A 16,120-nucleotide genomic window follows, 5' to 3' on the forward strand; every position below is an offset into this window, starting at 1 on the left:
TCTTGATTATATAAAAATTTATAATCTGGCGTACATCAGAACATATATAAATACCAATACTGGAAATGCCCAAATTATTGGTTTGGACCCGCTTTAGCGGGTCACTACCGTCTTGTTAGGCTGGCTTGTTGAGCTGGCTCGTGAGGCCAGGCGCCTCTGGCGGCTCACTTCGTAGAGGCAGATGGAGGTCGCGCAGGCCACGTTCAGCGAGGAGGCAGAGCCTACAAGGGGGATTTGCACAACCGCGTCGCACAATTCCTTGTAGGCCGCGCTCATGCCCCAGGTTTCGTTGCCGACAATGAGGACCGTTGGAACAGTAAAATCATGCTGCGAGATTTCCTGCTCGGCTTTTTCGTCTGTGCCAATAATCTGTAAGGCGCCAAGCTTCTTTTTCGCGCTTTGCAGCCAGGGTTCAATATCTCTCTGCGAGGGCAACCTGACCGTTGGCAGGGCAAAGAAGGAGCCGGTGCTCGCGCTAATCGTTTCAGGATCGTAGAGGTCGACGGCATGACCGGTGAGAATCAAGCCATGGGCCTCAAGCGCGTCGCATGAGCGAATGATCGTTCCCAGATTGCCAGGGCTGGCCGGTCGGTCAAAGACCACCACAAGTAAATTCTGAGTCAGGGGAATGCGTGCCAGGTTGTCCTCGGGCATGGCAACCAGCGCCAGCAGCTCTGAACTTTCGGCTTTATTGCTCAATTTCTCTAGCAAGTGCAGGGGAACTTCAAAATGCGTCTGTGCCTGTGAGCGCGCTAGAATACCCTTCGCCCAGTCCGAGAGCTGCTTCTCGCGCGAATACACGAAGGCATTGATTGTCCAATGGTGCGCAAGCGCCTGGTTGATAGGTCGCACGCCCTCGATAAAGAACTCTTTGTGGCGGAGCCGTTTCTCCCGTTTTCTGCGGAGCGTTTCGATATATTGAAATTGGTTATTCTCTGAATAAATCTTGACTATGTTCGGTCTCTTCACCGTCTACTATCCCTCTATCCCAGATTGTCCACCGGATACAGGTGGAAACTTTTTCCGTATCTTACCTGGTTTTTATGGATTGGGCAACTTTTACGGCATAGCGAAAAGAGGGAAGGTGTGGAGGAAGATCCTCTGCACCCTCCCCCTTTGCTTTTTCACCAACACGAGCTATGCCGTCTTGCCCTTTCCGAGCAAACCACCGAGCGCGGCCAGGCCGATACCCAGGCCTATTTGCATGATGAGAGTGACCGCTATGCCCACACCCAGGCTAGTCAGGTAGCCTCCTACCTCACCATAGCGCGTAATCACTCCCCAGACAGAGGCTACATTGATGATCAACACTATAAAATAGACCACAAAGAAACAGAGACTCGCCAACAAACCTGTCAGGGTGGCGGCTGTCACATTTCGCGCCTGGCGAGCGGCGAATAGGCCTGCAAGGAAATAGATCACCCAGTAAACCAGCGTGAAGATAATAGTTGGTATATAGGAAAGGGCACCGATGGCGCTTGGGGAATATTCAGCACTTATCAAAACCTGAACGAGCACACGGCCCACACCGAGATTGATAAGATAAGCAACCACCAGTATCGCGCCGAAGATCAGCCCATATTTCAAAGCAGTGGCCCCTGTGGTACGCGGTGGCGCCGACTGAGGCGGATAGCCAGGATAAGGATAGCTAACAGGTGGCATACCAGGCTGACTGGGATATCCTGCATAATTGGGCTGCGCAGATGCAGGCGGATACGCCTGGGACTGCCCCGGCTGCTGGGGAGCTGGTGGGAATGATCCAGGATAATTCGCTGGGCCTGGGGATGGTGGTTGTTGCACGATATTACTCCTTATCTCTTACAAACCGGGGGCGGGAAAACCTCCTGCATCATGGTCATGGGGGGCTTACACAAGCCAGTATAGCACCTTTTGCAGGAGCGCGTACGATATATCCCACTTTTTATCGTAGAGTGTCAGGCAGTCTGTCTCGTCGTGTCATATCACATCGCCAGATCGTTTTGCAACAAGCTGAGCATATTGCCGTAAAACATAAAAGCAAGAGGGCATGGGAGGCGAGGCTGTCAGCCCCACCTCCCATGCCCTCTTGCTTTTATAGCAAAGCGCTCAGGTAAATCAGGCTACCGGAAACACCCGAGCAACGGTCTGTATATTGGGAATTGTGGTGGGCTGGGTATCGGGCGTTGTTGAAGGTGTGACCTGGCCTTTGCTCATTATGGTCTTCTTCTCAATGGCGAGCATATACTTGCCATTGGGCGACCAGAACAGCTGAGCAATTTGCACAGCACCCTCTTTGTAAACATGCACGACCTTGCCGCTATTAGCAGCTACAATCGTGACATTGCTTTCATAGCTATTCTTACCCAGTTGTGTAGAACCATTATAGGCTAACTGTTGACCATCGGGCGACCACGTCGCCAGATAAGCTCCAGAGTGGCTAGCAACCGGTTTATTGGTCTCTATATTCCACACTTGAATGAGCACAGGGGCGTTCATAGTGTATGTGTTGAAAGCCAGGTTGTGCGTCTTTGGCTGGAAGGCAAGCGAGCCAGGGTTACCGCCGCCAGCCTGTTTGAAGACAAGCGCTTTACTAGCAAGTTTCCAGGCCCATACAAAGTTTGATTTTGCGGGATCTCCACCTTGCGCATCAAAAATGTTTGTAGCCAGGTATTGGCCATCAGATGACCATGCCAGGCCATCCCCATTGTAGCTACCATCCCACTTCAGCGTGTAGTCAAGCGTGGCCGTCTGCGCATTCACAACCTGAATGTATCCAGAGGGTCCCGCGCTCACATTTACCGCGATGGAGTGACCATCAGGCGACCAGGCAGCACCTCTGAAGCCTAGTCCACCGCTGGTAGGAAACAGGGTCGAGTAATGAGAGCCACCAACCAGCGAGCTCATGGCTCCTGGAGTTGCAGTGCTCGCCAACGATGTCGTATACGAGCGCACCACCGTACCCGATTGACTGTTGGCGATACGCAAGGCCTGATTCGTCGCAATCGCGAGCGACTGGCTATCTGGCGACCAGGACACGCCATAAGCCCACTCATTCTCTCCAGGAAGCTTAATTGCCTGGAGCGTTTTACCAGTAGCCGCGTCCCAAATCTTTACACCATTATCAGTGGTGGAGGCAATCCTCTGGCTATCGTTTGACCAGGCCACGCTCTGGAAGCCCATCTGGTCACCTGGAATGGTTACAGCATTGTTGCCAGTAGGCGACGACTTTGGCGTTGGGCTAGAGGCCACTTTGGGATTGTTTGAGCCGGAGGCACCCAATTGCACGAAACGGCTCTGCGCGACGAAGAAGCCGCCGACCAGGACGGCCAGGATAATGACGGCGACCAGGAGGCTCAGAGAGCGCTCGTAGCGCCTAAGACCAGTTTTTTTATCGTCCATGATGTTTTTTCTATTTCCTCGCTGTATGCGTTGTGCCTGGAACAGCGCTCGCTCCTGCGGAGCTGGAAGAGGCCTGAGAGGCGGACGCGGCGCGGCGCCGATCTTTTCTATCAATCCGCGCTGCTCCACCAGGCGCTCCTCCACCCGCTGCAACACCTGCTGATAACGCGTAAACTCTGGATCATATACACGCTGTAGGTCCTGCACCAGGCGTACATTCACGTCCTCAGATCGCTGTCCAGGCAGATGAGGTTGACCTGTGGTCAACATCTCTTCAATTGACTCGTCTACGCGCTGAGGGGAGAAAGGCTCATTGTGTTCATTCATGCTATGTGTTTTCCTCCTACTCATTTTCGTAGACTTTGCGTAATAATTTGACTGCGCGTGAGAGCATGACACGGACCGCGCCCTCACTCTTCTGCACAATATTTGCAATTTCAGCGCTGCGCAGGCCATGAGCGAAACGTAGGCGCACCAGCTCCTGTTGCAGGGCTGGCAAACGCTTAATGTGCTCATGAAGGCGTGTCGCCTCTTCTTTGCGAAGCAGCACGACTTCAGGGGTCACATAGTCCTGCTCATATTCCTCCTCTGGCACGAACTCCAGGGAGACGCCCTGTCGGCGCTTGAGCTTGCGATGGTAATCCGTCACCTTGTTGCGCGCCACGCACCAGAGCCAGGCCTCCTGTTCCTTCGCGCCCAGGCCTTCAAAGCCGGGACGCTCCAGGGCCGCCAGAAAAACGTCGAGGAGCAGGTCCTCCGCGTCCTCCAGCGAGCGCAGATGCCGGTACAGATAAGCCAGGAGCGCTGGCGAGTACTGTCGATAGACCGCGGTCAAATAGGCCTTATCATTCAGCGAGGGAGTGTGCTCTTGCCGCATATATTCCCCTACTTTATGTATTTTTGAGATCTCGCAGAATACATCGTATAGATGAAATTTTTGTTACAACAGCTTTTCAGGCAACCCAGACATTTTTTATCTCTTTTATATTTTTTCGTCTCTCTATTGTAGAGATATTTTGTAAAGGATGGTACAAGCGTGATACCAGGGAAAATGCAAGCAGCATCGTCTTCCGAAGACTCTAGATCACGAAGGACCGGAATTAGCCGCTGGCTCTGGAGGGCTACAATCTATATAGCATTGCTCATATTCTTGGGTTTATCCTACAGTGCTCTTCTTCTCTGGTTCCCAAACTACCCTCCGGGTATCCCCGCCAGGTGGATTCTCGCCAACTGGTTCGTTATATTGCTGGCTGGCCTCTCGTTCTTGTTTCTCGCACGCATTATAAGGCCAACAACAGATCAGGAAGAAAACGGCTGGGAAGCCAGTGCATCCAGCCCAAAAAACCGTGAGCGGATGCTGGGATACCTCCATGCCTACTATGAGCAGATGCTCGCGGAGTCCTTACAGGGGGCGAAACCGATAGCACTAGAGCTGGTTGCTCAACCCACGGCAGTGCAGAACACGTCAAACCCATCCCAGAGTCTAGCCGAGGAACCCGAAGAAGAGCTATCCTCCCCTATGTTTATTGGGAAGGCTTATGCCCAGGCTCGGCAGGCCTTACTCATCCTGGGCGAGCAAGGGGGAGGCAAATCGACCCTACTTCTCGAACTGGCATATCACCTGGTTGAGCAGGCAAAGCAGGACGAGACGCAGCCCTTACCGTTTCTGTTGCCACTCTCTTCCTGGCCAGGTGATTTCAAGCATTTACAACACTGGATGGCTCAACAGATAACCCTACTCTACAAGGTTCCTGAATCGCTTAGCAAACAATGGGCTAAAACGGCATCTATCGTGCCTCTACTCGACGGTCTCGACGAAGTAGATGCCTCGGATCGTGCCACCTGTATCAAGGCTATCAACACATATCGAAAAGAACGTATGAGCGCCATAGTTGTCTGTAGTAGCGGCGACGAGTACGAGACGGCCTCAACCCACGAGCAACTGGATCTACATGCCGCCGTTGTTATACAACCACTCACACGTGAGCAAGTCGATACGTATCTGGAAGAGCCAGGCGAGCCATTGACCAACTTGCGCACCATGCTCCAACAGCATTCCACACTCCAGAAACTGGCAACCACGCCTTTACTGCTACAAATACTCATACGTACCTATCGTGGCGCATCACTACAGGCTATCCCCAACAATGAGAGTCAGGCGCGACAGCGAATCTGGACTGATTATGTACAGCGTATGGTCAACAACCAGGAAGATTTGAAACGCTCTTCCCCCTCGGACACGCTCAGATGGCTTGGTTGGCTGGCCCAGCAGATGCAGACCCATAATCAAACGGTCTTCTTTCCAGAGAGCCCGCAGCCAGACTGGCTACCCACTAAACCAAGGCGTCTCTGTAAGTTGAGCATTAACCTCATTGTGGGGTCAGTTGTGGGAGTGGTAAGCGGCCTATTTTTTGGAGTCGTTTATGGATTGTACTCATGGCTCTTTTCGTGGCAGTTTTTGAGTGCATTCCTCTATGGATTTTTCTCAGGATTTGCTGGCTGGCTGCTTTTAGGAATACTCATCGTGCAGATCACGTTGCCTTTCATAAGGGATTTTTTTGCCTGGCTCTTCCATCATAGAAGCCGGAAGAAAAAGCGTAAGCCAGCAGAAGAAGCCCCTATGAGCGAAACATGGCAATCGCTAAACCAGCAAATACTTCTTCCTCTTGATTACGTGACTGCCAGAGGACTGTTGGGGCCAACATTTCTCAAGCAACCCCTCCTCGTGCTCTTCTACCTGTTGATCGTATTTCAGTTCATAGTACTTATCCAGATGATCGGTGAGCAACTCAGCAATTTTGAGGCACCTATACGCCGCGCCAGCATACGCTACTGGCTAGCCTATAGTAACGTTTTCCCCCTGGATGTCCACCCTTTCCTCGAAGAGACCACAGAGCATCACCTTTTGCGCCACTTTGCTAACGGCTACAGTTTCACGCACCCCCTGCTGCAAGCTTATTTCGCTGAGCAAGAGCGCGACCCAGCGCAGTAGCGAAGGGTCTGCAATCATCCCATTGCTACAAGTCTTTATAATACCGAACTAAAGGTAAAGCGGTATAACCGGCCTTCTCATAGGATCTTCTGGCAGGGGCGTGGCCTGGATCTCCCCCTGTCCCTAACGTAGCTATCTTCATCCCGCTTGCTTTCATCTTTTCAAGCGCAAGTTGGTTCAATGCTGTCCCAATCCCACGGTTTTGATAGTCGGGATGCACCGCAAGTAATTCAACTTCCCCAGTTTTTTCCTTCCGATTTAATGTATAGACGATAAATCCAGTCGCTATTCCATCTGCTTCTGCTACCCAGACAAGCATTTTCTCGTCATCTGTACATATCCTTTCAACTACTTCTCTCTGCTGTCTTCTCCAATCTGGATAAATGAGTCAGTACCCTACGGCTAAAGCCGAGGGCTTGGAGTTGTGTCTGAACTCCACCGTAATTCAGCATACCTTTTCAGGCGTGCTGCTTTGGCTTCATCGTCCGACACATCAGGGCGTACTGACAAGAGGCCCGTTCCTATCCAGTCTTGCCGGATAAGAAGCGTTCGCATCGCAATGTTTCTTGCACCAACCAGATCGGCATGGAGCGTGTACTGACAATTCTGACAGACGAAGAGCAATCCTTTGTTGGGCCTATTCTCTTTGCAGGTGTGCCCACATTTGGGGCAGGCCTGCGAGGTATAGTTGGCATCGACCTTGATTGCCATACTTCGATGTAAGAGCGCTTTATAGGCAATCATGCTATGCAACTCAGCGAAGGACCATTTGGAGAAGGTACGATTGGCTTTTCGCTGTTTTGCATTTTTGCCTTTGCGTCGTTTGGTACGTTCTCGAATGTCTGTCAGATGCTCCAGTCCAATCAAGCTTTGAGGGTGCTGTAGGACAATCCGCTTACTCACGACATGATTGGTATTCTGCTTCAACCGTCTCTCTCGTCCACTGATGGCAACGAGCCTTCTTGTCGCTGAACGAGTGCCTTTCTTTTGCAGACGTTTTCTCAGTCGTGCGTAGTGGTTTGCCTTGGGGACAATCTGTTTGCCTGAATGGAAGGTGCAATCCCCTTGCATCGTCGCCGTGACGGCAAGGTATCGCATCCCCACATCCACTCCGGCGACCTGCTTGTGCGTTTCAGGTGTAGGATCAGCCGTCTCAATTGCAAGAGAGACAAGAAGGTAAAATTGTTTCTTGGGCTTGTCATACCAGAGTTTCGATGCACCAATCTCCGCTCCACGCTGGATCAATGCCACATGCTTATTGTAGCCAGTATAGGGCACGATAACACGTCCCTCAAGGGTCAGGATGCTCACCTGCTGCTCTTTCTTGAAGGTGTAGTCTTTCTTGTACTGATAGGTCAACGTGGGGGAGATGAACTTGGGAGCCTTATCAAGCCCTTTGTAGCGTTTCTTGGTCTTCCCTTCCTTACGATGAACAGCATTGTTCTTGACCTTTGTCCAGAGGGTTTTATACGAGGCACCAACTTGGCGAGGAACAGAACAGGCCATTTGCGAAGGCAGATGAAAACGGAGGCGGATCTCTTCGTAGGTGGCATCTTGCAAACGAACAGCATTGCTCATCTTGCCATGCGCAAAGGCGTACTGGCTCACATAGTTGAGAGAATCCCGATACGCCAGTTGCGTTGTATGTAATGCCTTGAATTGCTCGGGCGTTGTATTCAATTTGAGTTTCGCTGTTACTACCGTTTGCATGCGCTAAATTATACCATAGTTTTCATCTGACTGTCAACAATACATGAGCAGATGAGAGAATGTCTACGGCGTATTCCACCCAAGTCACCGACAAAGGAACGCCGCATTCCTCCCCATGCCTGAAAGGGCAGGGGCATCCTGCGGCGTTTTGGGTGAATAGATTTTCTCACCCAATACTTGCTTGAATGAGCTAAAAACGGGTGCCCACGCCAACAATGATAACTGAACTAAGTCTTCAATATCATCGTTCGAGCCAGGTCGAATAGAGAAATTCATATTCCTCCTCTTTCTAAAATGAACGACACCACCCTCACTGCATCGAGGCAACAGCCAAAAATTACTCGCCAAGCACACCAGGCGCCGCCTGCTCAGGCTCGGCGACGCTGGACGATACGCGCATCAGCCAGATGCAGGCGCCTACCAGCAGCAGCGCGACGCCCGCCACGGCGAAGACGTTACCCACGCCGAAGAGGTCAGCGATGACGGCCCCCAGCAAGGGCGCGAGGAATTGGAAGGCCGTCTGGATGCCGTTGGCCATGCCGGAGACGCGCCCCATCATCTCGGGCGGCGTCTCCTTCTGTAGGAGATAGCCATAGGGAATGATCATCCCCGCCACGGCCAGCCCCCCCAGCAGCCAGAGAACAGTCCAGAACGGGGGCCATATATGCAACTGGATAATAATGCCCAGGCCAATCAGCCCAATCATCACGCCCACCCCGATATCGCCCAAGGCCATCAAGCGCAGTGGTGAGAAGCGCTTCCCCCACTGACCAACGATCAGACCACCGAGCACGGTTCCCAGGCCAATAGAACCCACAGCGAAGCCAAAGAGAGAGGAATCAAAGCCCAGGGCTTGAAGCGCCAGCGCCGACATTGAGTCAAAGGTACCGATAATAAAAAGAGCCACGGATGCGCTCAACACAGCAGCCAGCAATAAGCGCCGCTGAAGGATATAGGCAAAGCCAGCGCGAAACTCCAGCCAGAAATTGCCCTTGGCTGGCGCCTCCTTCTCCTCGGCTGTGTCTGTGGCAACGGGAAGCACCAGGCGTGGCAGAAAGCTTAAGAAGAGGGCCGAGACCAGAAAGCTAACCGAATCGCACACAAAGGCGGCATACGCGCCACCCAACAAAACAATGATGCCACCAAGGGCCGGTCCCAGAATCTTCGCCACCTGGAACATCGTCTGGCTGAGCGAGTTAGCGGAGAGCAGATCCTCTTCCGGAACCGTCCCACGAATGAGCGCCTGCTTGGCCGGATCAAAGAAGGTACTCACGGCGCTCGCCAGGACCACCAGCACCAGCATAATATAAATATTTGCGGCCCAGACCAGGCCCAGCACCAGGCCAGCCCGCACGAGATCACACACAATCATCGTAGCCTTACGCGGCCAGCGATCCACCCACACCCCCGCCACAGGTCCAAGCAGGATCATGGGCAGGAACATCACAATGGAAAAGGCTGCCAGGGCGTTGGCCCCCATATGCCAGCGGTAGACAATGATGCTGATAATCGCCAGGTAATTTAACCAGTCGCCCAGGTTAGAAATGGCCTGGCCCAGAAATAAGAGACGAAACGAACGATGAGACAAAGACCGCAAGAGCGCGACACGCCGCATCCTGGCTCCTTCCATTAGAAAAACAACAAAGCTAAATATACTTCAGTTTCCCCAGTATAGCATAGCAGAGTTGTTTGATGACTATAATCCACATACGTCTAAAACTATAGAACACGAAAAGAGTTGGTAACAGTATTGAAAAATGTATGATACTGCGTTAAAATGCATGAAGCGAGAATAGCTATTCTCTCAAACTCTCAGGGACGTGATGAGGAAGCGAGCGGTCGTTTTGGAAAGGGAGGACCAGGTTGATCAAAGCCCATAAGATACGCCTCCATCCTACAGAGGAGCAAAAAGGCTATTTTGCCAAAGCCGCAGGAACCGCACGCTTCGTTTGGAACTGGGCACTTGCCGAATGGAATCGGCAATACGAGGCTGGTGAGAGACCTACCGCACTCAAGTTGAAGAAGCAGTTCAACAAGATCAGGCGGGAGCAGTATCCCTGGACCTGGGAAGTGACCAAAAATGCCTCAGATCAGCCCTTCCTCGATCTGGCAAAAGCCTGGATCGCCTACTTTGAGGGCTTGAAGAACGGGACAAAGACCGGTCGGCCCACATTCAAGAGCAAGAAGAAAAGCAGACCAGGCTTTTACCTGGCAAACGATCAATTTGAACTTGGGGACTATCGCATCTGGATTCCTAAGCTCGGCTGGGTCAACATGGCAGAGAAGCTTCGCTTCACAGGAAAAGTCACTGGGGCGCGTCTTACACGTCAAGCTGACTGGTGGTTTGTGAGTGTGACCGTCGAGGTGCCAGATGAATTTCCCCTGAGGAAGGGGCGCCCCAGTGTTGGCGTCGATGTTGGCTTAAATCGCCTGGCGACCTTGAGCGATGGAACGGAATTTGAGAACCAAAGATTCCTGAAAACAGCGCTGAAGAAGCTTCGTCAAGCCAATAAGCGGCTCCATCGTCGAAAACCTGGATCCAAGAATCGTGAGAAGGCCCGTCGCAAAGTCGCCCGACTCCACTATAAAGTGGCATGCATGCGTGAGGATGTGCTGCAGAAACTGACGACAAAAGCGGCGAACACCTTTGCGCTGGTTGGCATCGAAGACCTGCACATCAAGGGGCTGATGAAGAACCGGAAACTGTCTCGCTCCTTCTCTGACGCGGCTCTGGGTCGATTGCTCAGGCTCTTGAGCATGAAAGTGACTCATCGAGGTGGGGTAGTCGTCAAGGTGGATCGTTACTTTCCCAGCAGCCAACTCTGCTCACGGTGTGGGTGGCGTTGGAAGGATATTCGCCTCTCTGATCGCGTCTTTGTGTGCAAGAGCTGCGGTCTGGTGGCGGACCGCGACAAAAATGCCGCGCTCAATCTCTTGCAGGAAGCGCAGCGCCTGGTAGCTGCATTCCCACCATGTGAAGTCGACCACGGTACTGGCTCGGACGGGTCGTAAAAGTCGCCTGTGGACTTGGTGTAAGACGACTCACACTACGGTGGGAGCGCAACTGGGAACGAAGCAGGAACAACGAAAAATGCAGTAGAGCTATGCATGCATACGTTTTACTACATTAATTGGAGCAGGTACATGTATGACACAACCCTATATTAAGCCCTGTCCGGAATGTGGAGGGAGGCGTGTAATGGTCGAGGCTTTAACACCCGCTCAGGGAGGATTTCATCTCCTTATGCTCAAGCAACCCTTGCGTTCAGCCCCACTCTTCAGCAAGAAAAGCAAATACTCTGACACAGTCGCCCTTACCTGCCTTGTGTGTGGATATACTGCTATGTATGCAACCAAGCCGGAAAACTTAAAACCAGATGATAAATAAACGCCGGGGAAGGTCCCCCTGGCGCGACTCTGTGTTGAGATGATCCAGCATGCAAGGATTGGGGTACAATAGGCAAAAAGCAACTTTTCGGTAGGGGCCAGCTTTAGCGCGTCCGAACGCCATTCATGGCAGTGCGGCGTTAGCCTATTTTGGCTGGTAAATGGCAATCTATTACGCGAAATGGTGTCCAGGAATAGTTTTGGCTAGCGCCGAAGTGCGATTAATCGCCTTCGAACGCGCTAAAGCTGGTCCCTACGGGCTTAGGAGGCCATCTCGCGTACTGGCAGACTGTCTCTTATGTGGAACTTGTCTGAACAAAATTTCCAGTGGAGCTTTGGGCGTAACGCCTATGTGATGCAGAGGCTTTAGCTGAAATTTGACTGCTTTTATAACACATATATAGTGGTGTTATAAGATTGCTCATGCAAGGCATCTATTAACTCTACAGCCTACAATTGCCAGGAGAGCGCGTATGAAGCCTGGAGATCCACCCGAAGGGGTAACGTCCGAGTCCTCAATATGGATGAAAATTCGCCATCCACACATTACTCTGGTGGGAAACTATGGCCTGGTGCTGGTCTTTATTGTGCTCTCAATTAGCATTATCGCTGGAAGCGCCAATCACTTTTGGGTGATCGCGCTCAGCGTCCTTCTGACGTCAATAACGCTCCTGCTCGCGCTGTGGGCCTCTGGCTCGGGACAGCGCACGATGTATTTTGGTCTGGGCGCGCTGACTATCAGCGTTGCCACAGTCTTTGTACAGGCCATCGTTCGCGGGGAGCAGTATCTCTGGCTGCCGGAGACAATAGATATGCTCTTGATCATGATTACGCCCATTGTCATCGCGCGCCGCCTCTTTTTGCGCCACATTATCAACATGCAAACACTGCTGGGGGCACTCTGCATCTATCTCCTAATCGGGCTGTTCTTCGGCTGCCTCTATACAGTCTTTGATTTCCTCATTCCCGTACCAGTCTTTACCACAATCATGAAACCGACTATCAGCGACTACCTCTATTTCAGCTTTGTCACCCTTACCACGCTGGGCTATGGAGACCTCGCACCCGAGGGCGGCTTCGCCCGCTCCCTGGTCGTCATCGAAGCCCTCTCCGGCCAGATCTACCTCGTCACGGTCATCGCTCTGCTCATCAGCTATATCAGCGGCAAACAATCAGACAAACATCCATGACTTAAATACAATATTGACCTCATCATTTGCACATTCGCGTGTTATACTTCTTGAGAAAAACTACTTTGCAAGATAGAGAAAAATGTATGCAGCAATCATCGATGGTACTCTTCTGTGATGAGTGCGGACTGGCTAACGAAGCCACCGCCAGCCATTGTGTCTCCTGCCAGCATTCACTTGCCCATCAGAGCCAGGATAGTGAACGCGACACTCCACCGATTGCACCTATCACTTTTACCCCAAAGCCAGTACTCGAAGTGCGCGCCGGGGCCGCTCTGGACCTGGAGGACCAGGAGTCGCTTGCGCTTGTAACAGCATCCAACACCTTAGCCTGCGATTTTCGACCCGGCAGCGTCCTGGCCGGGCGCTACCAGATTCAGGAAGAGATCGGGCGCGGCGGCTTCTCTACTGTCTATCGCGCCCTGGACCTGAAAGCTGGCCGCGACCAGGCGCTGGTCGCGATCAAACGTATTCAATTGAAGCAGCTCTCCGCACGCCAGATCATTGATGCCACCGAGACCTTTAACCGCGAGATCGCCATGCTGGCACGCGTGAAGAACCTGAGCGGCATTCCCGCCTATTGCGAGCACCTGACCGACGCGGGGAACTGGTATTTGGTCACACAATATATCGAGGGCCAGACCCTGGAGGAGTATTTGCAGAAAGCTCCAGGCGGCTATCTTGAGGAGAAAGAGGTCATCGCACTGGGCGTCCAGCTCGCGGGCCTCCTGCACACCCTGCACATCACGGCGCCACCGGTTATTTTTCGCGATCTCAAGCCCGCGAACATTATGCTCACGCCCGATAACAAGATATTTTTGATCGATTTTGGCATTGCACGCAGCTTTACGCGCGATAAGGCAAGGGACACCGTACCACTCGGCTCGCCTGGCTATGCGCCCCCAGAGCAGTACGGTCGCGCCCAGACCAGCCCACGCTCCGATATCTACAGCCTGGGCGCGACCCTGCAAACCCTGCTCACCGGGCGCGACCCCCTGGAGCTAGCGGAGGACGAGCAATCCTAAGCCGATCTCACCCAACCTCCGCAGGCTCCTGGATAAGATGCTCTCTACTGAGGCCTCGCGCCGTCCAAAGAACATGAAGCTGGTAAGGTCACGCCTGGAGGAACTCCCTGCCGGCCCCACTCTTATATTTATAATGGGTGTAGTATTTGGATGCGCTTTAAGCCTCCTTGGTCTATTAGAGTATCTTCTGCCCACTAATGTGAGAATTTGGATAGGTTTCCTTAATGTTGGCCTGGCTATAATCCCCGAACAAGGTATTAGACACATCCTCAAGCTACCACCTAACGTATACAATCGGTACTGGTGGTTTGGCCTGCTCACCTGGACTTTATTTATAGCAATTATCGGCGTGTTAGCGTCCACCGTCTTCGGTTGGTCGTAGCAGTTGACCTTTTAAAAGCCGGGCGGTCGCTGAAACTCTCCGGTTACTTCTGTGAGGGCTTGGGCTACTGCCAGCAGGAACGACTCCTGCCAGCGTTTGCCTACCACCTGTATTCCGATGGGCAAACCAGCCTGATCCCGCTTATATGGGAGCACGGCTACCGGGTGGCCGGTGTAATTGAATAGCGTGCCATAGGCTGCGGTCATATAGTATGTGACTTCCTGGTCGTCAACCTGTATTGGTGATCCCGGCTGACAGTGTGGAAAGGCCGTTACCATTGTGGGCGGACACAGCAGGATATCCCACTCGTCGAAGAAGCGCTCCCAGGCGAGAATGGACTGGTCGCGATAGTGAAGGGCCTCCAGGTACTGGGCGAGGGTGGTGGGATGCTCCTGCGCTTCGGGCTGGAAGGCCCCGGTCATCATGCCAATCATTGCGCCGGCTCGCGCCAGATCCTGGTTAAAATCCACTTGAGGCAGTGTCGCCTCTTCAACGGTTGCGCAGAGGGGCGTAAGCTGCTGCGCCAGCTCTTCTAGTGCCGTCCTTATCTCCGTCGCAACCGGAATGCCTGGGAAAGTTGGCGCAAAAGCCACCCGCAGGTTCTTGAGCGCGAGTTCTGGCATCTCGTCGACCAGTACAGGCGCGACTTCGGTATCCTGTCCATCTGGTCCGGCAATGAGTGCATACAGCAAAGCCAGGTCCTCCACGCTGCGAGCCATAGGTCCGATACAGGACATGATGCGTACAGGCCGGGGTCCTGGTAGGCCAGGAATCATACCGGTAAGGGGAACACGCTGCTCAGTTGGCTTCAGCCCAAACACACCACAAAAATGGGCTGGAATGCGGATTGAAGCCGAGAGATCCGTACCAATTTCAAAGGGGGTCATCCCAGAGGCCAGGGCCGCAGCCGCTCCACCGCTGGAGCCACCTGGTGTACGCTCGACGTTCCAGGGATTATTGGTGCTGCCAAAGATAGGATTAGCGGATTGGTAATCGGCCAGCATAGTAGGTACATTTGTTTTCCCCATGAGGATGCCGCCCGCTGCCTTGAGACGCGCCGCGACGGTGCTATCTTCCTGCGGCACATAGTCAGCCAGCGGAGGGAAGCCTGTCGTGGTACGCATACCCGCCGTTGCATGGGCATCCTTCAGCGTAAAGGGCACACCATGCAGCGGTCCCCATATCTCACCGCGACCCAGGGCCGCGTCCGCTTCCCGCGCCCGCTCATATGCTCGCTCAGCATCGAGCGTTATGACTGCATTCAGGGTGGGATTATGCGCCTCAATCTGCGCCAGGTGCACTTGCAGCACCTCTGTAGCGGAAACATGACCCTTCCGAATAGCACTGGCCAGCTGCGTGGTACTGGCGAAAACAATATCCATGCTGATCCCTCCAATTCATATTTTCAAATCCATGTGAAATCAGCATAGCATGCCGGAGTAACAAAAACTTCTTGGATCTTGCTTAAAAAACTATCTTCATGCACCCTTGACAGTTAACGATATATCGTTTATTCTTCGAATAACGATAACGATATATCGTATTGTGTGATAGAGGTGAAAATGAAAGGGGAAAAGAGGCATGAATCCGGCTATCGTCCTCGACTTCGTGACCTTGTTCTTCGCCGGTATCTTAGCTGGCGCACTTTTCGTCATTGACTACGGTGTGGGGCACGCAATCGCCGCCATCCTGGACGAACAGTCGCAGATCCAGATACGCCAAACCTTGATACGAAGCCTGCGTATATTGATGCCTGTCATCTTTATTCTGACGATCCTCCTGGGAGTTGCCATAACAGTTCTAGATGGGTTCGATCAGGGCTTTGCCTTCCGCTTAACGGGACTGCTTGTTGTGCTCAGCAGCTTTGTGCTCGCCCTCATCGGCACGGCCCCCATCAACGCAGCCGTGCTCACCTGGCAGCCTGGTGCACCACCGAAGAATTGGCAGGCTCTGGTCAGCCGGTGGGAGCGACTCGATAGGGCTCGTACGTGGGTAGCGATCATGGCGTTTGCGCTCTTCTTAACGGCCACGGCACTCAAGCTGACCGTTCATTGAC

The 16,120-nt window shown here is 52.8% G+C and carries 13 protein-coding genes; 5 read left to right on the plus strand and 8 right to left on the minus strand.

Translation table 11 applies throughout. The features are described from left to right. Nucleotides 1-93 precede the first annotated feature (93 nt). The 4 genes from KRAC_RS32475 to KRAC_RS32495 all read right to left on the minus strand — a co-directional run bounded on the left by KRAC_RS32475 (nt 94) and on the right by KRAC_RS32495 (nt 4,255). A complete protein-coding gene (locus tag KRAC_RS32475) occupies nt 94-969 on the minus strand; it encodes an RNA methyltransferase (RefSeq protein WP_007914677.1) in 876 nt (291 codons plus the stop codon). A gap of 168 nt (nt 970-1,137) precedes the next feature. Further along, the gene (locus KRAC_RS32480; protein WP_007914678.1) at nt 1,138-1,800 is read right to left on the minus strand and encodes a DUF3824 domain-containing protein; all 663 of its coding nucleotides are present in this window, start codon (nt 1,798-1,800) and stop codon (nt 1,138-1,140) included. A 294-nt stretch (nt 1,801-2,094) separates the two neighbouring features. Then, a complete protein-coding gene (locus KRAC_RS32490) occupies nt 2,095-3,705 on the minus strand; it encodes a WD40 repeat domain-containing protein (RefSeq protein ID WP_007914680.1) in 1,611 nt (536 codons plus the stop codon). 16 nt (nt 3,706-3,721) lie between these two features. Continuing rightward, on the minus strand, nt 3,722-4,255 hold the full coding sequence (locus KRAC_RS32495; protein WP_007914682.1) for an RNA polymerase sigma factor: 534 nt from the start codon (nt 4,253-4,255) through the stop codon (nt 3,722-3,724). Between the two features lie 273 nt (nt 4,256-4,528). Between KRAC_RS32495 and KRAC_RS32500 the strand changes: the two genes are divergently transcribed. Further along, nucleotides 4,529-6,370, plus strand: coding sequence for an NACHT domain-containing protein (locus KRAC_RS32500; protein WP_157507394.1), 1,842 nt, complete (start codon nt 4,529-4,531; stop codon nt 6,368-6,370). A gap of 25 nt (nt 6,371-6,395) precedes the next feature. Here the strand turns inward: KRAC_RS32500 and KRAC_RS32505 are convergent, their stop codons facing one another. The 3 genes from KRAC_RS32505 to KRAC_RS32520 all read right to left on the minus strand — a co-directional run bounded on the left by KRAC_RS32505 (nt 6,396) and on the right by KRAC_RS32520 (nt 9,695). Beyond that, nucleotides 6,396-6,755 (minus strand): GNAT family N-acetyltransferase, encoded by a 360-nt coding sequence (locus tag KRAC_RS32505; RefSeq protein WP_083814934.1) that lies wholly within the window; start codon nt 6,753-6,755, stop codon nt 6,396-6,398. A gap of 17 nt (nt 6,756-6,772) precedes the next feature. After that, complete coding sequence (locus KRAC_RS32510) at nt 6,773-8,080, minus strand: RNA-guided endonuclease InsQ/TnpB family protein (protein ID WP_007914686.1); 1,308 nt, start codon at nt 8,078-8,080, stop codon at nt 6,773-6,775. Between the two features lie 337 nt (nt 8,081-8,417). Continuing rightward, on the minus strand, nt 8,418-9,695 hold the full coding sequence (locus KRAC_RS32520) for an MFS transporter (RefSeq protein ID WP_007914698.1): 1,278 nt from the start codon (nt 9,693-9,695) through the stop codon (nt 8,418-8,420). A gap of 248 nt (nt 9,696-9,943) precedes the next feature. Between KRAC_RS32520 and KRAC_RS32525 the strand changes: the two genes are divergently transcribed. The 3 genes from KRAC_RS32525 (at nt 9,944) to KRAC_RS32540 (ending at nt 13,682) form a co-directional block, all read left to right on the plus strand. Next, the gene (locus KRAC_RS32525) at nt 9,944-11,092 is read left to right on the plus strand and encodes an RNA-guided endonuclease InsQ/TnpB family protein (RefSeq protein ID WP_007914699.1); all 1,149 of its coding nucleotides are present in this window, start codon (nt 9,944-9,946) and stop codon (nt 11,090-11,092) included. Between the two features lie 848 nt (nt 11,093-11,940). Beyond that, on the plus strand, nt 11,941-12,657 hold the full coding sequence (locus tag KRAC_RS32535; RefSeq protein ID WP_007914701.1) for a potassium channel family protein: 717 nt from the start codon (nt 11,941-11,943) through the stop codon (nt 12,655-12,657). Between the two features lie 86 nt (nt 12,658-12,743). Further along, a complete protein-coding gene (locus KRAC_RS32540; protein ID WP_007914702.1) occupies nt 12,744-13,682 on the plus strand; it encodes a protein kinase domain-containing protein in 939 nt (312 codons plus the stop codon). Nucleotides 13,683-14,075: 393 nt separating this feature from the next. On the opposite strand, the gene KRAC_RS32550 is transcribed toward KRAC_RS32540, so the two are convergent. Next, on the minus strand, nt 14,076-15,446 hold the full coding sequence (locus KRAC_RS32550) for an amidase (protein WP_007914706.1): 1,371 nt from the start codon (nt 15,444-15,446) through the stop codon (nt 14,076-14,078). A 199-nt stretch (nt 15,447-15,645) separates the two neighbouring features. Between KRAC_RS32550 and KRAC_RS32555 the strand changes: the two genes are divergently transcribed. After that, nucleotides 15,646-16,119 carry a DUF1772 domain-containing protein gene (locus tag KRAC_RS32555; RefSeq protein WP_007914708.1) on the plus strand — a complete coding sequence of 158 codons (474 nt, stop codon included), beginning with the start codon at nt 15,646-15,648 and terminating at the stop codon, nt 16,117-16,119. Nucleotide 16,120 lies beyond the last annotated feature (1 nt).

This window comes from Ktedonobacter racemifer DSM 44963 (assembly GCF_000178855.1).
Lineage (GTDB): Bacteria > Chloroflexota > Ktedonobacteria > Ktedonobacterales > Ktedonobacteraceae > Ktedonobacter > Ktedonobacter racemifer.

Excerpts from the sequence above, each read along its gene's own strand:
- KRAC_RS32490 (WP_007914680.1), bottom strand. The coding sequence starts at position 3,705 with ATGAATGAACACAATGAGCCTTTCTCCCCTCAGCGCGTAGACGAGTCA.
- KRAC_RS32495 (WP_007914682.1), bottom strand. The coding sequence starts at position 4,255 with ATGCGGCAAGAGCACACTCCCTCGCTGAATGATAAGGCCTATTTGACC.
- KRAC_RS32510 (WP_007914686.1), bottom strand. The coding sequence starts at position 8,080 with ATGCAAACGGTAGTAACAGCGAAACTCAAATTGAATACAACGCCCGAG.
- KRAC_RS32520 (WP_007914698.1), bottom strand. The coding sequence starts at position 9,695 with ATGCGGCGTGTCGCGCTCTTGCGGTCTTTGTCTCATCGTTCGTTTCGT.
- KRAC_RS32535 (WP_007914701.1), top strand. The coding sequence starts at position 11,941 with ATGAAGCCTGGAGATCCACCCGAAGGGGTAACGTCCGAGTCCTCAATA.
- KRAC_RS32540 (WP_007914702.1), top strand. The coding sequence starts at position 12,744 with ATGCAGCAATCATCGATGGTACTCTTCTGTGATGAGTGCGGACTGGCT.
- KRAC_RS32550 (WP_007914706.1), bottom strand. The coding sequence starts at position 15,446 with ATGGATATTGTTTTCGCCAGTACCACGCAGCTGGCCAGTGCTATTCGG.
- KRAC_RS32555 (WP_007914708.1), top strand. The coding sequence starts at position 15,646 with ATGAATCCGGCTATCGTCCTCGACTTCGTGACCTTGTTCTTCGCCGGT.